21 protein-coding genes are annotated in these 18,131 nt (G+C 69.8%); 15 read left to right on the top strand and 6 right to left on the bottom strand.

Features of this window, described 5'->3' with window-relative positions:
* Window positions 1-6 precede the first annotated feature (6 nt).
* Entirely contained in the window at window positions 7-255 is a 249-nt protein-coding gene (gene bsaP, locus G6N34_RS12210) for a biotin synthase auxiliary protein BsaP (protein ID WP_109788423.1), read from the top strand.
* Window positions 252-902 (top strand): DUF2567 domain-containing protein, encoded by a 651-nt coding sequence (locus G6N34_RS12205; RefSeq protein ID WP_234812834.1) that lies wholly within the window; start codon window positions 252-254, stop codon window positions 900-902. The genes bsaP and G6N34_RS12205 overlap by 4 nt, the downstream gene beginning before the upstream one ends.
* On the opposite strand, the gene G6N34_RS12200 is transcribed toward G6N34_RS12205, so the two are convergent.
* A complete protein-coding gene (locus G6N34_RS12200; protein ID WP_085151178.1) occupies window positions 868-2,205 on the bottom strand; it encodes a lipase family protein in 1,338 nt (445 codons plus the stop codon). The genes G6N34_RS12205 and G6N34_RS12200 overlap by 35 nt on opposite strands.
* A gap of 67 nt (window positions 2,206-2,272) precedes the next feature.
* Window positions 2,273-2,965 carry an NUDIX hydrolase gene (locus G6N34_RS12195; RefSeq protein ID WP_085151177.1) on the bottom strand — a complete coding sequence of 231 codons (693 nt, stop codon included), beginning with the start codon at window positions 2,963-2,965 and terminating at the stop codon, window positions 2,273-2,275.
* Window positions 2,966-3,010: 45 nt separating this feature from the next.
* Between G6N34_RS12195 and nadA the strand changes: the two genes are divergently transcribed.
* The 3 genes from nadA to nadC are packed head-to-tail and all read left to right on the top strand — an operon-like array spanning window position 3,011 to window position 6,512.
* Window positions 3,011-4,054 (top strand): quinolinate synthase NadA, encoded by a 1,044-nt coding sequence (nadA, locus tag G6N34_RS12190; protein WP_085151176.1) that lies wholly within the window; start codon window positions 3,011-3,013, stop codon window positions 4,052-4,054.
* Window positions 4,051-5,649: an L-aspartate oxidase gene (locus G6N34_RS12185; RefSeq protein WP_085151175.1), complete on the top strand. Its 1,599-nt coding sequence runs from the start codon at window positions 4,051-4,053 to the stop codon at window positions 5,647-5,649. The genes nadA and G6N34_RS12185 overlap by 4 nt, the downstream gene beginning before the upstream one ends.
* Window positions 5,650-5,660: 11 nt before the next feature.
* On the top strand, window positions 5,661-6,512 hold the full coding sequence (gene nadC, locus G6N34_RS12180) for a carboxylating nicotinate-nucleotide diphosphorylase (protein ID WP_234812839.1): 852 nt from the start codon (window positions 5,661-5,663) through the stop codon (window positions 6,510-6,512).
* 14 nt (window positions 6,513-6,526) lie between these two features.
* On the opposite strand, the gene G6N34_RS12175 is transcribed toward nadC, so the two are convergent.
* Entirely contained in the window at window positions 6,527-7,603 is a 1,077-nt protein-coding gene (locus tag G6N34_RS12175) for a PrsW family intramembrane metalloprotease (protein WP_085151245.1), read from the bottom strand.
* A 5-nt stretch (window positions 7,604-7,608) separates the two neighbouring features.
* Entirely contained in the window at window positions 7,609-8,184 is a 576-nt protein-coding gene (locus G6N34_RS12170; protein WP_085151173.1) for a hypothetical protein, read from the bottom strand.
* A 300-nt stretch (window positions 8,185-8,484) separates the two neighbouring features.
* On the opposite strand from G6N34_RS12170, the gene G6N34_RS12165 reads away from it, so the two are divergent.
* Entirely contained in the window at window positions 8,485-9,432 is a 948-nt protein-coding gene (locus G6N34_RS12165) for a sensor domain-containing protein (protein ID WP_133057737.1), read from the top strand.
* A 7-nt stretch (window positions 9,433-9,439) separates the two neighbouring features.
* Here the strand turns inward: G6N34_RS12165 and rhtB are convergent, their stop codons facing one another.
* Window positions 9,440-10,075: a homoserine/homoserine lactone efflux protein gene (gene rhtB / locus G6N34_RS12160; protein WP_109788411.1), complete on the bottom strand. Its 636-nt coding sequence runs from the start codon at window positions 10,073-10,075 to the stop codon at window positions 9,440-9,442.
* 79 nt (window positions 10,076-10,154) lie between these two features.
* Between rhtB and hisD the strand changes: the two genes are divergently transcribed.
* The 9 genes from hisD (at window position 10,155) to G6N34_RS12115 (ending at window position 17,624) form a co-directional block, all read left to right on the top strand.
* On the top strand, window positions 10,155-11,483 hold the full coding sequence (hisD, locus tag G6N34_RS12155) for a histidinol dehydrogenase (RefSeq protein ID WP_085151243.1): 1,329 nt from the start codon (window positions 10,155-10,157) through the stop codon (window positions 11,481-11,483).
* Entirely contained in the window at window positions 11,480-12,613 is a 1,134-nt protein-coding gene (locus G6N34_RS12150; protein WP_109788409.1) for a histidinol-phosphate transaminase, read from the top strand. Before hisD ends, G6N34_RS12150 begins: the two co-directional genes overlap by 4 nt.
* Window positions 12,610-13,218, top strand: a complete 609-nt coding sequence (gene hisB / locus G6N34_RS12145) for an imidazoleglycerol-phosphate dehydratase HisB (RefSeq protein ID WP_085151171.1) — start codon at window positions 12,610-12,612, stop codon at window positions 13,216-13,218. Before G6N34_RS12150 ends, hisB begins: the two co-directional genes overlap by 4 nt.
* Window positions 13,215-13,841, top strand: coding sequence for an imidazole glycerol phosphate synthase subunit HisH (hisH, locus tag G6N34_RS12140; RefSeq protein ID WP_085151170.1), 627 nt, complete (start codon window positions 13,215-13,217; stop codon window positions 13,839-13,841). The genes hisB and hisH overlap by 4 nt, the downstream gene beginning before the upstream one ends.
* Complete coding sequence (priA, locus tag G6N34_RS12135) at window positions 13,838-14,584, top strand: bifunctional 1-(5-phosphoribosyl)-5-((5-phosphoribosylamino)methylideneamino)imidazole-4-carboxamide isomerase/phosphoribosylanthranilate isomerase PriA (protein WP_085151169.1); 747 nt, start codon at window positions 13,838-13,840, stop codon at window positions 14,582-14,584. Before hisH ends, priA begins: the two co-directional genes overlap by 4 nt.
* A 6-nt stretch (window positions 14,585-14,590) precedes the next feature.
* Window positions 14,591-15,409, top strand: coding sequence for an inositol monophosphatase family protein (locus G6N34_RS12130; protein ID WP_085151168.1), 819 nt, complete (start codon window positions 14,591-14,593; stop codon window positions 15,407-15,409).
* Window positions 15,406-16,188, top strand: a complete 783-nt coding sequence (gene hisF, locus G6N34_RS12125; protein WP_407663225.1) for an imidazole glycerol phosphate synthase subunit HisF — start codon at window positions 15,406-15,408, stop codon at window positions 16,186-16,188. The genes G6N34_RS12130 and hisF overlap by 4 nt, the downstream gene beginning before the upstream one ends.
* On the top strand, window positions 16,185-16,532 hold the full coding sequence (gene hisI, locus G6N34_RS12120; protein ID WP_085151167.1) for a phosphoribosyl-AMP cyclohydrolase: 348 nt from the start codon (window positions 16,185-16,187) through the stop codon (window positions 16,530-16,532). The genes hisF and hisI overlap by 4 nt, the downstream gene beginning before the upstream one ends.
* A gap of 69 nt (window positions 16,533-16,601) precedes the next feature.
* Window positions 16,602-17,624 (top strand): zinc-dependent alcohol dehydrogenase family protein, encoded by a 1,023-nt coding sequence (locus G6N34_RS12115; protein WP_085151166.1) that lies wholly within the window; start codon window positions 16,602-16,604, stop codon window positions 17,622-17,624.
* Window positions 17,625-17,626: 2 nt separating this feature from the next.
* Here the strand turns inward: G6N34_RS12115 and G6N34_RS12110 are convergent, their stop codons facing one another.
* A complete protein-coding gene (locus G6N34_RS12110; RefSeq protein WP_085151165.1) occupies window positions 17,627-18,082 on the bottom strand; it encodes a peroxiredoxin in 456 nt (151 codons plus the stop codon).
* Window positions 18,083-18,131: the final 49 nt, after the last annotated feature.

Raw genomic sequence — 18,131 nt, 5'->3', positions numbered from 1 at the left:
CAGGTGATGATCGCCGAACTGCCTGCGCTGCCCGAACCGGTGAGTGCGGGCGTCTTCAACGTCTACACCGGCAAGTCCGCCGATTCGGAGGCGGGCGCGGTGGTGCCGACGGCGGCTTCGCTGGGCCTGGAGCCGCCGCGGTTCTGCGCCGCGTGTGGTCGCCGCATGATGGTGCAGGTCCGGCCGGACGGCTGGTGGGCCAAATGCTCGAGACACGGCCTGGTCGACTCGAAGGATCTGGAGACCCAGCGGTGACGTCGTCTGAGGCCCGGCCCCTGTCCGCACCGTCGATCCCGCGTCGTCGTGCCGTTGCCCTCGTGGTGCTCGGATTCCTGGTCGCCGGGGCCCTCGTCGGTGCCGTATGGGCCGCCCTGGCCCCGCCCGCGCACGGTGTGGTGGCGCTGACCAAGAGCGGCGATCGGATCTACGCCTACCTGGGCGCCGAGGCCGACCACTTCTTCGTCGCGGCCTTCCTGATGCTGGGCATGCTGTGCGTACTTGCCGTCACCGGTGCTGCGGCGGCCTGGCAGTGGCGGGCCCACCGGGGGCCGCTCATGGTGTTCGGGTTGTCGCTGGGCGCCATCGGGGCCGGCGGGGTGGCGGCGCTGGTCGGGGGACTGCTGGTCCGCGCGCAGTACGACGCGATCGACGTCGCGGGCGCGCCGGTGAGTCCGGAGCACCGCGTCCACTATGTGACCGAGGCACCATCGGTGTTCTTCGGCCACACGCCGCTGCAGATCGCCACATCGTTGTTGGTGCCCGCGGCCGCCGCGGCGATGGTGTACGCCATCGCGGCGGTGGCGACTCCCCGCGACGACCTCGGCGGTCATCCGCCGGTCGAGGGCATCGTCCTGCGCTCGCCGGTCGTCACAGTGGACGGCGGTGAAGCACCCGTCCGGTGACCACTCGGGCCGCCACGGTGCCCAGCCGCCACATACCGCGGTAGGTCATCGGATTGAGCAGCGTGGGCCACTTGGTGCGCACGGTGTTCTCCGACAGCGGTCGACCCTCGAACCGGTCGATCAGCCAGCGCAGGGTCATCGGCGCCGACATCGGGTGCAGCAGCAGATGCTCGCTGAACATGTCGCGGTGGTACGTGACGTGTGAGCCGCCGGACTTGTAGGCGTCGGTGAGCACATCGATGTCGTCGACCGACACGATGCGGTCGTGCACGGCCTGCACGATCAACACCGGAGGGGTCGGGGCGGTACGGCCCAGTTTGATGGCGTCGAACACATGCTGGACTTCCGGGCTGTCCAGGAGTTCGTCGAGCGGGCAGTCCACCAGGTCGTCCATATCGGTGCGCACATGCCGCAACACGGCGTGCATCGTGGTCATCCGCTCGATGCGCGCCAGCATCTTCTGGCCCTCGGGTGTCGCGTGCTCGTCGATGAGACGGCGCAGGTCGGGATACATGTGCGTCAACGCGGCGACGACCGTCGCGGGCAGACCGGAGTAGATCGTGCCGTTGAGCCTGCGGAAAGTGTGGCCGAGGTCACCCACCGGGGAACCCAGGACGGCGCCGACGATGTTGAGCTCGGGGGCGTAGTCGGCACACACTTCGGCGGCCCACGCGGTGGCCAGACCGCCACCCGAATACCCCCACAGGCCCACGGGCGCATCCGGGTCCAGATCCAGGCGCGGTGCCGAGAGCGCGGCGCGCAGGCCGTCGAGCACATGGTGACCGGGCTCGTCGGGGGCGCCCCACATGCCGCGGGTGCCCTCGTGGTCGGGCACCGACACGGCCCAGCCCTCGGCGAGCGCAGCGGCGACCAGCAGGAACTCCACCTGGGGCAGCGAGCCGACGGCGTGTGCGCCGCGGCGCAGCGCATAGGAGGGGAAACAGCGGTCGCTGATCGCGTCGATCGCGCACTGGTAGGACAGCACGGGGGTCGGCCTGTGCGGTGGGCGTTCGGCGGGGATCAGGACTGTGGTCACGGCGGCCTCGGGCTCGCCGTCCATGTCGGTGGTCCGGTACAGCAGCTGGGTCGCGACGATGCGCTGCGGAATCAGCCCGAGGAAGGCGATCTGGACGTCACGGCTGCGCAGCACGGTCCCGGGGCGGGCGTGTTCGTAGCCGGCCGGGGGCAGGTAGAACGGGTCCTTGGACGGCACCAGGGGCCGTCTCTGCTGCCCCCACTCCTCATGGACGGGTGCACCGATCCACTCGGCACTTCTGGCTGCGGCCGTGCTGCCCAACTCCATGCGTCTCCTCCGGACGTGGACAAAGATCATCCATTGTCTCTTACGGATCCCTTAGAGACCAGCCCACTCAGTTTGGGGGACGCAGGGCCGCGAATTCGTCAGTGACACGCAGTTGGGAGTCGGTGAAGCGGTACAGCGCCGCGGGGCGGCCTCCACTTCGGCCGGACTGCGCGGTGGTGCCGGTGCGGGTGATCACGCCGCGGCGGGCCAGGACTCGCTGCAGATTGGTCGCGTCGACCTGGTAGTCCAGCGCGGCGCCGTAGATGTCGCGCAGCGTCGACAGTGCGAATTCCTTTGGTGCCAAGGCGAATCCAATATTGGTGTAGGACAGTTTGGCGACCAGTCGAGTGCGCGCGTGTTCGACCATGGGCCCGTGGTCGAACGCCATGGGCGGCAGCGCGTGCAATGGGTGCCACCGGGTGTCGGGCGGAAGTTCGGGAGTCGCGGGGGAGGGCACCAGGCCCAGAAAGGTCGACGCGATGGTGCGCCGGCCGGGTACGCGGTCCGGATCGGAGAAGACCGCCAACTGTTCGAGGTGGGCAATCTCACGCAGGTCGACCTTCTCCGCGAGCTGGCGCCGCACCGAACTCGTCATGTCCTCGTCGTGGCGCAGGCTACCGCCGGGCAGGGCCCATGCGCCGCGCTCGGGATCGAGCGCACGCTCCCATAGCAGGACGTTGAGCTGCGGGTTCCGCGTCTCCAGGTCGCGAACCTGGAACACGACGGCGAGCACTTCATGCGCAGTGCTAGTATGAGCCATGTTTTCGATTGTAAGTCGAAAACCTCGACGCCGAAAGGACCGGTCATGACCGTCACCGCACGCGACATGGACATCGCGTTGGCTGCCCGCATCGTCGACGGCCCCAACGGCTACTCCGGGGTGGAGGGCGACGAGGAGTGGGCCGACCAGGTCCGGCGCCTGGCCCGCCTGCGCGGCGCGACGCTGCTGGCGCACAACTACCAGTTGCCCGCGATCCAGGACGTGGCCGACCACGTCGGTGACTCGCTGGCACTGTCCCGCATCGCCGCGGAAGCGCCCGAGGACACCATCGTCTTCGCGGGCGTGCACTTCATGGCCGAGACCGCCAAGATCCTGTCGCCGGACAAGACCGTCCTGATCCCGGACCAGCGCGCGGGATGCTCGCTGGCGGACTCCATCACGGCTGACGAACTGCGTGCGTGGAAGGACGAACACCCCGACGCCGTCGTGGTGTCGTATGTGAACACCACCGCCGCGGTCAAGGCCCTCACCGACATCTGCTGCACGTCCTCGAACGCCGTCGAGGTCGTGGCGTCGATCGACCCGGACCGTGAGGTGCTGTTCTGCCCCGACCAGTTCCTGGGCGCGCACGTGCGACGCATGACCGGACGGAAGAACCTGCACATCTGGGCGGGCGAATGCCACGTCCACGCGGGCATCAACGGCGACGAACTCGCCGCGCAGGCCCGCAGCCACCCGGACGCCGAACTGTTCGTCCACCCCGAATGCGGCTGTGCGACCTCGGCGCTCTACCTCGCCGGCGAAGGCGCCTTCCCGGAAGACCGGGTCAAGATCCTGTCCACCGGCGGCATGCTCGACGCGGCCCGCGAGTCCAAGGCCCGCCAGGTGCTGGTGGCCACCGAAGTCGGAATGCTGCACCAGTTGCGCCGTGCCGCACCGCAGATCGACTTCCAGGCGGTCAACGACCGGGCGTCCTGCAAGTACATGAAGATGATCACGCCCGCCGCGATGCTGCGCTGCCTGGTGGAAGGCGCCGACGAGGTGCATGTCGACCCCGAGACCGCTCGACTGGCCCGGGCCAGCGTGCAGCGGATGATCGAGATCGGGCAGCCCGGCGGCGGAGAATGACCGCACCGGCCTGCGGAGGCGCAGGAATGTGGCAGCAGCGCGCTGACGTCGTCGTGATCGGCACGGGCGTCGCGGGACTGGTCGCGGCCCTGGCCGCCCACCGCAGTGCCCAACAGCGGCCCCTGCGCGTCGTCGTACTGAGCAAGGCCGCGCGCGGCGACATCTCCACAGCCACGTTCTACGCCCAGGGCGGCATCGCCGTGGTGTTGCCCGACACCGCCGACTCGGTCGACGCCCACGTCGCCGACACCCTCGCGGCGGGCGGTGGACTGTGCGATCCCGCCGCGGTCGCCTCGATCGTCGCCGACGGCCACGGTGCGGTCGCCGACCTGGTGCGCAGCGGAGCCAGATTCGACGAGGCCACCCCGGGACAGTGGGCACTGACGCGCGAGGGTGGCCACACCCGACGTCGCATCATCCACGCCGGCGGCGACGCCACGGGCGCCGAGGTGCAGCGTGCGCTCAACGACGCCACGATCACGTTGGATATCCGTCACGAACACGCGGCGCTGCAGATCCTGACCGACGGCGGTGAGGTCCGCGGCGTCCACGTCGTGAGTCCCGACGGGCCCGGTGTCATCCACGCGCCCGCCGTCGTCCTGGCCACCGGGGGCCTGGGCCACCTCTACGCGGCCACCACCAACCCGTCCGGGTCGACCGGCGACGGCATCGCGCTGGCACTGCGCGCGGGGGTCGCGGTCAGCGATCTCGAGTTCATCCAGTTCCACCCGACCATGCTGTTCGACGGTAGTGCCGGCGGCAGGCGTCCGCTCATCACCGAGGCCATTCGCGGAGAAGGAGCGATTCTTGTTGATGCACACGGTGATTCGGTGATGCAGGGAGTCCACCCGATGGCGGACCTGGCTCCGCGCGACGTGGTGGCCGCGGCCATCGACGCGCGCATGCGGGCCACCGGCGCGCCGTGTGTCTATCTCGACGCGCGCGGCGTCGCCGATTTCGCCCGTCGCTTCCCGACCGTCACCGCGTCCTGCCACGCCGCGGGAATCGACCCGACGCGGCAGCCGATCCCGGTACTGCCCGGCGCGCATTACAGCTGCGGGGGAGTCCTCACCGACGTCAGCGGGCAGACGTCCCTCCCAGGTCTCTACGCGGCCGGCGAGGTGGCCCGCACGGGCATGCACGGCGCCAATCGGCTGGCGTCCAACAGCCTGCTTGAGGGCCTGGTGGTGGGTGCGCGCGCCGGCGCCGCGGCCGCCGCCCATGCCGCGTCGACAGGTTCGGGCCGGGGTGGCACACCCGCACTGCCGCGTCAGGAGATCCTGGACCGGGCCGACCTGCAGATCGCGATGTCGCGCGACGCCTCGGTGGTCCGCGATGCCGACGGCCTGCGCAGGCTCAGTGACACCCTCGCCGAGGCTGGATCGCGGCCCGTCGGTACGCGCGCGGGATTCGAAGACGCCGCTCTGACACTCACGGCGCAGGCCGTGGCCGTGGCCGCCGCGGACCGCACCGAGAGTCGCGGCTGCCATCACCGGTCCGACTGGCCCGAGACCGACGGCGCCCAGGCGCGCAGCACCGTGGTGCGCCTCGTTGACGGACATGTGAAGGTCGACAACTCGGTGGTGGCCGCATGAGCCGCGCCCGGATGACGCAGGCCGAACTCGCCGAGGCACGCCAGGTGATCGCCCGGGGCCTCGACGAGGACCTGCGCTACGGACCCGACGTGACGACGATGGCCACGGTCGGAGCGGATGCCCGGACCACAGCCGCGATGGTCACTCGCGTCGACGGCGTGGCCGCAGGCGTCGACCTCGCTCTGCTGGTGCTCGACGAGGTGCTGGGCAGTGACGGTTACCGCGTGACGGGGCGGGCCGACGACGGCGACCGACTGCGTCGGGGCGACGCACTGCTGACGCTGGAGGCCCAGACACGGGGTCTGCTGACGGCCGAACGCACCATGCTGAACCTGGTCTGCCATCTGTCCGGTATCGCGACCGCCACCGCGGCCTGGGTGGCCGAGGTGGAGGGCACCAAGGCCCGAATCCGCGACACCCGCAAGACCCTGCCGGGCCTGCGGGCACTGCAGAAATACGCGGTGCGTGTCGGCGGCGGGGTCAACCACCGCATGGGGTTGGGTGACGCGGCGTTGATCAAGGACAACCATGTCGCGGCGGCGGGGTCGGTCGTGGCCGCGCTGCGCGCGGTGCGTTCGGCGGCGCCGGACCTGCCGTGCGAGGTCGAAGTGGACTCGCTGGAGCAGCTTGACCAGGTGCTCGCCGAGGACGTGCAACTGGTGCTGCTGGACAATTTCGCGGTGTGGGAGACCCAGATCGCTGTGCAGCGACGCGATTCGACCGCGCCCGGTGTGCTGCTGGAGTCCTCGGGTGGCCTCTCGCTGGAGGACGCCGCGGCGTACGCGGGTACGGGCGTGGACTATCTCGCCGTCGGCGCGCTGACGCACTCGGTGCGGGTGCTCGACATCGGCCTCGATTTCTGACGTCGACGTTCCCGTCAGCCGCGCTGGATGACGTCCAGCGCGGCGCGCTGACTGCGCCGGGCAAGCGACTTGGCCGCCCGGCCGCCGTCGCGGCGCGCCTCCCGCACGTAGCGGCGGCGATCGCGGCGGGTCAGCAGCGAATCCAGCAGCGCCTGGTCGAACGGCAGGTCGGGCCGTGCGGCGATCTGGTGCGACACCCAGGCGCGTTCGGACCGCAGCAGGACCAGCACGGGCACCAGGAAGATGACGACGTTCGCCACGACCTTGAGCGCCAACACCCCTAGAGCGGCGGCCGGTGCGTCGGGGCCCGGAGCGTCCCAGATGAAGTGCATCAGCGACGCCGCGCCGAACAACCCGACCGCCGCCAGCAGCCGGCGTGACCGGGGCCAGCTGTCGCGACCGGCGAACGACGGGAGCAGCATCAACACCCCCACGGTCGCCAGGGCGGTGTAGGACCAGTGCGCGGGGACGGCGGTGAACGCCCGCAGGATCAGGTTGGCGCCGGCGCCAACCACATCGGAGTCCAAGCTGGCGATGGCCTGGCGGCTGGCGTACACCAGGTCCTCCATCAGGTCGAAACCGACGCCGACGAACATTCCCAGCAGGAGGGCGTGGGAGATCCGGTTGAACACCGCCGCGCTGAGCACCAGCACCACCGCGGCGCACACCGCCTTGGCCGCCTCTTCGACGAACGGCGCCGACAGTGCGGCCGACCACTGGTCCGCGGTGTCGGGCCCCAGGACGCTGCGCCAGAACCCGAACAGCGCGGTGTTGCCATGCAGTGCGAGCACCATCGCGGTGGTGCCGCCGAGGGCGGCGCCGGCGGCCAGCACCTGTGGGTGGGCCCGCACGCTGCGGAATGGGTCGAATTTCAGCATCAACCACAGCAGGAACACGATGAGGCCCAGCCACAGCGGCGCCAGCGCGATCTGGGCGCCGAGGGTTTCGGCGATCGCGGCGCCCTCGTTGAGCAGCACCAGCGCGGTGCTCAGTCCGAGCGCGGCGACGAACAGCCAGAACACCGCTGATTCGGGCCGGTAGACCACCGGGATCCGGGTCGCGGTCACGGGCTCGGCGGTGTGGTTCTCCATGACGGTCACGGCTGGCTCCTGGTCAGCGGGGCGACGATCTCGGCGATCGAAGGGGCCGGGTTCTCGGCGTCGCCGAGCGCCAGCACCGAGACGACGACGTCGTCGTCGGCCAGGAATGCGCACGTGCCGGTGCGGCTCTCCGCCACCACGACACAGGTGTCGCCGGTCAACCCGCCGTCGGCGCTGGCGATCCGCCCGCCGTCCAGGGCCGAAGTCCACCCGGCCACCCGGTTGGATCGGATCAGCCGCTGTGCCACCGCATCCGGGTCGCGTTCCCCCCGGTCGTAGACCTGGACCACGACCGTCGCCCCACCGGACCGCAGTGCCATGGTGTGCCCGTCGTCGCGGGTCTCCCAGCCGGGCGGGGCGGTGACCAGCACACCGTGGCCGGCGGCGCTGACGATTTCGACCTCGTCGGATCCCGGTGCCGCGACGTGCCATTCGCGCTCGGGTACCAGCGCGCTGAGCAGCATCGGGATGCCGGGGACGGCCAGCATCAGCGCGGCGAGTGCGAACGCCGCCTTCTTCTGGGTGAGTCTGCGTCGGCCCGTCGGGACGGTCGGCGTAACTGGCAGGGTCATGGACAGCGGGCACCCCTTCTGGTCGGCACAGGTGAGCCGCCAGCATAAATCTACGTAAGCGTCAAAACGGGTGGGACGCGCCGGGACTCGCCACAACGCTCGGTTCTTGATGCGCTCGTGGTGCAGAACGCTGCGGTTTCATTTTTCGACGGGCGGTATTCGCACACTAAAGGCGGAGCTGAGGCCGGTGAACGGCGTATCTGTAGCGTGACTTCATCAAACTGTTGCAATGCTACGGTTTGGTGCGTTACTGTGTAGCGCAGCCGGACAGTCCGGCGGTTGCCGCCGAAAGGGCCACCGATGACGAGCACTCAGACCCCCTCGGGACACGACCTCTGGCGCGCTCCGAGCGCCCCCGCCGCCGACGGCCCCACCCGCGTCATTCCCCGACGCCCGCCTGTGCCGCCTCAGTGGCAGTGGGGCCCGCCGATGCCGCCGGCACCTCCCGGGGCGCCCTGGCCGATGCCGCCCGCGCCGAACAACGGCGGGAACGGCAAGAAGTGGGCCATCATCGCCGCCGCGACGGTCGCGGTGGCCGCTCTCGCCACGGCGGGCGTCGTGGTCGCCACCACCGGCGGCTCTGACCAGACCGGTCCCTCGTCGGTCACCACCACGACGGTGACGCCGACCACGGCGGTCGAGACCACCGCGCCCACAAGCGAACCCGAGGCGGCGGTCATCGACCCCGCTTCGGTGCTGCTGTCGCGCTCCGATGCCGAAGATCTCCTGAGCGATTCGCTCAAGGCGATGGGCACCAGCGACACCCTGCTGGACAACAGTGATCGCATCGATCGGGCCGAGTGCATGGCCTCGTGGGGGCCGGCTGAACGCAAGGCTTACGCGGGAAGCGGCTACGACGAGGTCGCGGTCAGCGGGTTCAAGTCCGCCGGTGACGGCGGCCTGCTGCTGATCCAGGCCGCCGTCAGTTTCGACTCGCCCAGTGACGCCCAGGATTACGCGAGCACCGCGCGGGATTCCTGGCGAGGCTGTGCCGACAGCGTCGTGATGATGTCCAGGGCGGACAAGCCGCCGGTGCCGGTGCGCTTCGGTTCGGTCGGAACGGGTGGCGACGGCTTCCTCACCCAGAGCCAGGGGCCCGACTCGCCCGACGCGATGGTCGGTTGCGAGCATGCGTTGGGCGTCAGCGGCGCGCTCGTCATCGACACGATGGTCTGCGGCCCCGCCTACACCGGGCAGGGGCTCGAGGCCGCTGAGGCCATCGCCAAGAACGTCGAGCAGTCGGCCTGAGGCCGGCTCAGGTCGTCGCGGCGCGCCGCATCAGGGACAGCCCCACCGCGGCCGCCGCGAACAGACCGGAGAAGGTCCGGTTGACCGCGCGCTGCTGGCGTGGTGTTTTCAACCACCGCATCAACCGTGCGGCCAGCGCGGCGTAGCCGCCCATGACCGCGAGGTCGACGACCACCATGGTGACGCCGATCGCGAGGTACTGCGGCGTCAGCGGAGCGGTCGGCACGACGAACTGGGGTAGGACCGCCAGCAGGAACACCAACCCCTTGGGGTTGGTGAGATTGACCAGCGCGCCGCGCACCACAAGGCCACGGCGGGTGGACACCGGCACGTCGTCCAACTCGCTCTCCAGGTCCATCGCAGCGCTGCGCCACTGCCGAACTGCCAGGTAGACGAGGTAGAGCACGCCCAGCCACTTCACCACCGTGAAGGCCAGGACCGAACTCGCCACGAGCGCACCCAGGCCCACGGCGACCAGCGCCAGCTGTGTCATCAGCCCGATCTGCAGGCCGAGAATCGACCAATACGTGCGTCGCACGCCATGGCTCAACCCGGTGGCCATCGACAGGATTGCGCCCGCGCCGGGGGACACACTGATCGCGATCGAGGCCCCGATGAAGGCCAACCACAGCTGCAACTCCACGCCCGAAGTGTGGCAGTGATCGACATCGCAGCTCAAACGGATTTTTATTCGACTGGACCGATCGGCGACAATGGAGGAGATGTCCAACTTCTCGATGTCCCGAATCGATCTGCGCGGCCGTGGCCTGTCCGCGGCGCAACTGCGCGCCACCCTGCCGAGGGGCGGCGTCGACGTCGACGCCGTGGTGCCCAAGGTGCGACCCATCGTGGACGCCGTCGCCGAGCATGGCGCGACGGCCGCGTTGGACTACGGGCAGTCGTTCGACGGTGTGCGCCCCGATACGGTGCGCGTGCCCGCTGAGGCGATCGAGCGGGCCTTCGCCGAGTTGGACCCCGACGTGCGTGCGGCGTTGGAGGTGGCGATCGCGCGCGCCCGCGCCGTGCACGCCGATCAGCGTCGCACCGACACCACCACCGAACTCGCGCCCGGGGCCACGGTCACCGAGCGGTGGGTGCCCGTCGAGCGGGTCGGGCTGTACGTGCCCGGCGGTAACGCTGTCTATCCGTCGAGCGTGGTGATGAACGTCGTGCCCGCGCAGACGGCCGGAGTCGACTCCCTCGTCATCGCCAGCCCGCCGCAGGCCGACTTCGCCGGCCTGCCGCATCCCACGATCCTGGCGGCCGCACGCCTGCTCGGCGTCGACGAGGTCTGGGCCGTCGGCGGCGCCCAGGCCGTCGCGCTGCTGGCCTACGGCGGCACCGACACCGACGGCGCCGAACTCGCCCCGGTGGACATGATCACCGGCCCGGGCAACATCTACGTGACCGCGGCCAAGCGCATCTGCCGCTCGCAGGTCGGCATCGACGCCGAAGCCGGGCCCACCGAGATCGCGATCCTGGCCGACCACACGGCCGATCCCGTCCACGTCGCGGCCGACCTCATCAGCCAGGCCGAGCACGACGAGATGGCCGCCAGCGTGCTGGTGACCACCAGCGTCGATCTGGCCGAGGCCACCGATGCCGAACTGACCCGTCAGCTCGAGACCACCAAGCACCGGGCCCGCGTCACGACCGCGCTGAGCGGCCGGCAGTCGGCGACCGTCCTGGTCGACGATCTCGACGAGGGCGTGCGCGTGGCCAACGCCTACGCCGCCGAGCACCTCGAGATCCAGACCATCGACGCGCTCGGGGTTGCGGGCCGGATCCGTTCTGCGGGGGCGATCTTCGTCGGCCCGTGGGCGCCGGTCAGCCTGGGTGACTACTGCGCGGGCTCGAACCACGTGCTGCCGACCGCGGGCTGTGCTCGGCATTCGAGTGGTCTGTCGGTGCAGACGTTCCTCAAGGGGATCCACGTCATCGACTACACCGAGGCCGCGCTCAAGGACGTCTCGGGTCACGTGATCACGCTGTCCAAGGCCGAGGACCTGCCCGCGCACGGTGAGGCGGTCCGTCGGAGGTTCGAGCGGTGATCGGTGACTCCGTGAGCCTGGCCGACCTTCCGCTGCGCGACGACCTGCGCGGAAAGTCGCCCTACGGCGCCCCGCAGCTGTCGGTTCCGGTGCGACTCAACACCAATGAGAACCCGCACCCGCCGACGCAGGCCCTGATCGACGACGTGACCGAGTCCGTTCGGGTCGCGGCGGCCGAACTGCACCGCTATCCCGATCGCGACGCCGTGGCGCTGCGAACCGATCTGGCGGCCTATGTCACCTCGGCGACCGGGATCGAGGTCGGAGCGGAGAACCTCTGGGCCGCAAACGGTTCCAACGAGATTCTGCAGCAGTTGCTGCAGGCGTTCGGTGGGCCGGGGCGCAGCGCGATCGGGTTCGTCCCGTCGTACTCGATGCACCCGATCATCTCCGACGGCACGCAGACCCGGTGGGTGAGCGCGGCGCGCACGGCGGACTTCGCGCTGGACACCGACGTCGCGGTGGCCGCGATCGAGCAGCACCGCCCCGACGTGGTGTTCGTCACCAGCCCGAACAACCCCACCGGACAGAGCATTCCGCTCGACGATCTGCGCCGCATCCTGGAGGCCATGACGGGCGGCGTGCTCGTCGTCGACGAGGCCTACGGCGAGTTCTCGTCTCAGCCAAGCGCCGTCGCCCTGATCGACGAGCACCCCACCAAGGTCATCGTCAGCCGAACCATGAGCAAGGCCTTCGCGTTCGCCGGTGGGCGGTTGGGCTACCTGATCTCCTCGCCCGCGGTGATCGACGCCATGCTGCTGGTGCGCCTGCCGTATCACCTCTCGGTGCTGACCCAGGTCGCGGCGCGTGCCGCACTGCGGCATGCCGACGACACCCTGGGCAGCGTCGCGGCCCTGGTCGCCGAGCGCGATCGAGTGTCGAAGGCGCTGCACGAGTACGGCTTCCGGGTGATCGACAGCGACGCCAACTTCGTGCTGTTCGGCGAGTTCGCCGACGCCGCGGCCACGTGGCAGCGCTACCTGGACGACGGGGTGCTGATCCGGGACGTGGGCATCCCGGGCTTCCTGCGCACCACGATCGGCCTGGTCGCCGAGAACGACGCATTCCTGGCCGTGAGTCAGCGCCTGGCCGCGACCGAACTGGCCCCGAACCGAGTAGGAGCACCGTGACCCGCTACGCGAAGGTCGAACGCAAGACCAGGGAGTCCGACATCACCGTCGAGATCGACCTGGACGGCACCGGAAAGGTGCAGATCGACACGGGTGTGCCGTTCTTCGACCACATGCTGACCTCGCTGGGCAGCCACGCGAGCTTCGACCTGACGGTGCGCGCCGTGGGCGACATCCACATCGAGGCGCACCACACCGTCGAGGACACCGCGATCGTTCTCGGCACCGCGCTCGGACAGGCACTCGGCGACAAGAAGGGCATCCGCCGCTTCGGCGATTCCTTCATCCCGATGGACGAAACCCTGGCGCACGCCGCGGTCGACGTCTCCGGGCGGCCCTACTTCGTCCACACCGGCGAGCCCGAGTCCATGGTGACCTTCACGATCGCCGGCACCGGCGCGCCGTACCACACCGTGATCAACCGGCACGTCTTCGAATCGCTGGCCTTCAACGCCCGCATCGCACTGCATGTGCGAACGATCTACGGGCGCGACCCGCACCACATCACCGAGGCCCAGTACAAGGCCGTCGCGCGGGCGCTGCGCCAAGCCGTCGAACCGGACCCGCGGGTCTCCGGCGTGCCGTCCACGAAAGGCAGCCTGTGAGCGGCACTTCCAAGTCCGTGGTGGTGCTCGACTACGGGTCGGGCAACCTGCGGTCCGCACAGCGTGCCCTTGAGCGCGTCGGTGCCGACGTCGAGGTGACCGCGGATCCCACCGCGGCCGCCAACGCCGACGGCCTGGTGGTGCCCGGGGTCGGCGCGTTCGAGGCCTGCATGACCGGACTGCGTTCCATCAACGGCGAGAAGATCATCGCCGATCGGGTGGCCGCGGGCCGTCCCGTTCTCGGCGTGTGCGTCGGCATGCAGATCCTGTTCGCGCGGGGCGTCGAGTTCGGTGTCGAGTCGACGGGCTGCGGACAGTGGCCGGGCGCGGTGACCCGGCTTGACGCCCCGGTCATTCCGCACATGGGCTGGAACGTCGTCCAGGCGCCGTCGGACAGCGTGCTGTTCAAGGGATTGGACTCCTCCACCCGGTTCTATTTCGTGCACTCGTACGCCGCGCAGCGCTGGGAGGGCAATCCCGATGCGCTGTTGACCTGGGCCACCCACCACGTGCCGTTCCTTGCGGCCGTGGAGGACGGCCCGCTGTCGGCGACACAATTTCATCCGGAGAAGAGCGGCGATGCCGGTGCCTCGCTGCTCGCGAATTGGGTTGAGGGACTGTGACTTCTAAACCACCACTGATTCTGCTGCCTGCCGTCGACGTGGTCGACGGCAAGGCCGTGCGCCTCGTGCAGGGCAAGGCCGGCAGCGAGACCGACTACGGGTCGGCGCTCGAGGCCGCCCAGACCTGGCAGCGCGACGGCGCCGAGTGGATCCACCTCGTGGACCTCGACGCGGCCTTCGGTCGCGGCTCCAACCGCGAACTGCTGGCCGAGGTCGTCGGCAAGCTGGACGTCGCCGTCGAGTTGTCCGGCGGCATCCGCGACGACGAGTCACTGCGCGCAGCGCTGGCCACCGGGTGCGCCCGGGTCAACATCGGCACCGCCGCCCTCGAGAACCCGACATGGTGTGCGCAGGCGATCGCCGAATACGGCGACCGCGTCGCGGTCGGCCTCGACGTCCAGATCATCGACGGTGCGCACCGCCTGCGGGGCCGCGGCTGGGAGACCGACGGTGGAGACCTCTGGGAGGTGCTGGATCGCCTTGACTCCGAGGGGTGTTCGCGCTTCGTGGTCACCGACGTCACCAAGGACGGCACCCTGACCGGGCCCAACCTCGAACTGCTCGGCGAGGTCGCCAAGCGCACCGACAAGCCCGTGATCGCCTCTGGTGGTGTGTCGAGCCTCGACGACCTTCAGGCCATCGCGACCCTGACCGATGTCGGCGTCGAGGGCGCCATCGTCGGCAAGGCGCTCTACGCCGAGCGGTTCACGCTGCCGCAGGCGCTGGCCGCGGTCAGCGGTTAGACCGCGATGGCGCTCGACTCCGATCAGCTCGCAGGCTGGCTGCAGACCGCCGCCGGCGTCCTCGACGGCGCGTCCGACCAGTTCATCGCGGGGCACCGCGCCGATTCGGCCGTAGCCAAGAAGGGCAACGACTTCGCCACCGAGATCGACCTCGCGATCGAGCGGCGGGTCGTCGCGGAACTGAACCGGTTGACCGGGATCGGCGTGCATGGCGAGGAGTTCGGCGGCGAGTCGCTGGACTCCGAGTACGTGTGGGTGCTCGATCCCATCGACGGCACCTTCAACTACGCGGCGGGCTCGCCGATGGCCGCGATCCTTCTGGGGTTGCTGCACAACGGCGAACCGGTCGCGGGGCTGACTTGGCTGCCGTTCGTCGGGCAGCGCTACACCGCGATGGCGGGGTTCCCGATGCAGGACAACGGTGTCACTCTGCCCGCTCTGGAGCCCTCCACGCTGGCGGAGTCGATGGTCGGGATCCAGACCTACAACATCGACTCGCGCGGCACGTTCCCCGGGCGTTACCGCAGTACGGTGCTGGAGAACATCAGTCGCGTGAGCTCGCGCGTTCGCATGCACGGTGCCACCGGCATCGACCTCGCCTACGTCGGTGCCGGAATCCTGGGCGCCGCCATCAGTTTCGGACACCACATCTGGGACCACGCCGCAGGCGTGGCACTGGTGCGGTCGGCCGGCGGCATCGTCACCGACCTGGCCGGCCAGGAGTGGACGCCCGAGTCGCGTTCGGCGTTGGCCGCCGCGCCCGGCGTACACGCGGAGATGCTCGAGATTCTGCGATCGGTCGGAAACCCGGAGGACTACCTGTGATCATCAGTGATGTTGCGACTCGGGTGATCCCGTGCCTCGACGTCGACGCGGGCCGGGTGGTCAAGGGCGTCAACTTCGAGAACCTGCGTGATGCGGGTGATCCCGTCGAGCTGGCCGCGGCCTACGACGCCGAGGGCGCCGACGAACTCACGTTCCTCGACGTCACGGCGTCGTCGTCGGGTCGCGCCACGATGCTCGACGTCGTGCGGCGCACCGCCGAGCAGGTCTTCATCCCGCTGACGGTCGGCGGGGGAGTCCGCTCGGTCGAGGACGTCGACGTGCTGCTTCGCGCGGGCGCCGACAAAGTCTCGGTCAACACCGCGGCGATCGCCCGCCCCGAACTCCTGGCGGAGTTGTCACGCCAGTTCGGGTCTCAGTGCATCGTGTTGTCGGTCGACGCACGGACCGTGCCCGCGGGCGGAGAGGCCACCCCCTCGGGGTGGGAGGTCACCACGCACGGCGGGCGGCGCGGCACCGGCATCGACGCCGTCGAATGGGCCGTGCGCGGCGCCGAGCTCGGCGTGGGGGAGATCCTGCTGAACTCGATGGACGCCGACGGCACCAAGGGCGGGTTCGACCTGCCGATGCTCAAGGCCGTGCGCGCCGCGGTGACGGTGCCTGTGATCGCCAGCGGCGGCGCGGGCGCGGTCGGCGACTTCGCGCCCGCCGTGCACGCCGGCGCCGATGCGGTGTTGGCCGCCAGCGTCTTCCACTTCCGCGAGCTGACCATCGGTGAGGTCAAGGCGGCCATGGCCGCGGAGGGGATCGTGGTCCGATGACGGCGTTGGATCCCGCGATCGCGGCGCGACTCAAGCGCAACGCCGAGGGACTGTTCACCGCCGTGGTGCAGGAGCGCGGTTCCGGGGACGTCCTGATGGTCGCCTGGATGGACGACGACGCGCTGGCCCGCACCCTGGCCACCCGCGAGGCCACCTACTTCTCCAGGTCCCGCAACGAGCAGTGGATCAAGGGCGCGACGTCGGGTCACACCCAGCGCGTGCACTCGGTGCGCCTGGACTGTGACGGCGACGCCGTCCTGCTCGAGGTGGACCAGGTCGGCGGGGCGTGCCACACCGGCGACCACAGCTGTTTCGACGCCGACGTTCTGCTGGCTCCCGAATAGGGGACATCTGGCCCCAGCTGGGTACCCAGCCACCACCGAAGCGTGGCGTGTGTCCAGAGGAGGGTTCCCATGCGTGGTGTGGTGATGTACGCGCCCGGCGACATCCGGGTCGAAGACCTGCCGGAACCGAAGATCGTCGAGCCGACGGACGCGATCATTCGCGTGTCGGCGACCTGCATCTGCGGCTCTGACCTGTGGCCGTGGCGCGGCCTCGACGAGGTGACGGCACCGGCGCCGATGGGGCACGAGTATGTCGGTGTGGTCGAGGAGATCGGCGACGAGGTGACGACGCTGAGACCGGGACAGTTCGTCGTCGGCTCGTTCTTCGCCTCCGACAACACCTGCGAGATCTGCCGCGCCGGCTACCAGAGCCGCTGCGTCCACGCGGTGCCCATGGGGGCGATCGGCACCCAGGCCCAGCTCGCCCGGATTCCGCTGGCCGACGGCACGCTGGTGGCCACCCCCGACACACCGTCACCAGAGCTGATTCCCAGCCTGCTCGCGGCCTCCGATGTGCTCGGCACGGGCTGGTTCGGCGCCGTCGCCGCCGACGCCGGGCCCGGTAAGACGGTCGTTGTCGTCGGGGATGGCGCGGTCGGCCTGCTCGCGGTGCTCGCGGCCCGGGAGTTGGGCGCCGAACGCATCATCGCCATGAGCCGGCACGCCGATCGTCAGGCCATGGCGCGGGAGTTCGGTGCCACAGACATCGTCGAGGAGCGCGGGGACGACGGGGTCGCCGCCGTCAAGGAGCTCACGCACGGTCTCGGTGCACACAGCGTCGTGGAGGCCGTCGGCACCCAGCAGTCCATGATGCAGGCGATCCGTTCCACCCGACCGGGCGGACACGTCGGCTACGTCGGGGTCTCCCACGATGTCGAGCTGCCCGGCCTGGAACTGTTCTTCGCCGAGATCCACCTGCTGGGCGGCCCGGCCCCGGTGCGTCGTTTCCTGCCCGAGCTCATCGACAAGATCTGGCGGCGAGAGATCAACCCCGCCAAGGTGTTCGACCTCGAACTGCCCCTGGCCGACGCCGCAGAGGGCTACCGGGCGATGGACGAGCGGCGCGCCGTGAAGACACTGCTGACGGTGTAGGCCTAACGTGCCCGCAGGGCCGTCAGCGCCTTGTCGGCGTGGGTGTCCATGCTGATCTCGCTGGCGATCACGTCGAGCACCCTGCGGTCGGTGTCGATCACGAACGTGGTGCGCTTGACGGGCATCAGCCTGCCCAACAGGCCGCGCTTGACCCCGAACGCCGTGGCGACCTCACCGTCGGCGTCGGACAGCAGTGGGTAGTCGAACTTCTCCTTGCCCGCGAACTGCGCCTGCTTGTCGACACTGTCGGTGCTGATGCCGACCCGCTGGGCGCCGACCGCGGCGAATTCGGCCGCCAGATCACGAAAGTGGCAGGCCTCCTTGGTGCATCCCGGTGTCATCGCGGCCGGGTAGAAGAACAGCACCACCGGTCCGCCGGTCAGAAACTCGCTGAGCTTGCGGACGGTGCCGGACTGATCGGGCAGCGCGAAGTCCTCGACGACATCCCCACGTTTCATGAGGGTCACGCTACGCCCGGACCGGGATACCCGTCTGGGAAGATGGTCT

The organism is Mycolicibacterium confluentis, assembly GCF_010729895.1.
GTDB lineage: Bacteria > Actinomycetota > Actinomycetes > Mycobacteriales > Mycobacteriaceae > Mycobacterium > Mycobacterium confluentis.
Note: the sequence above shows the minus strand (reverse complement) of the source record. Positions and strands in the feature narration are given on the sequence as shown.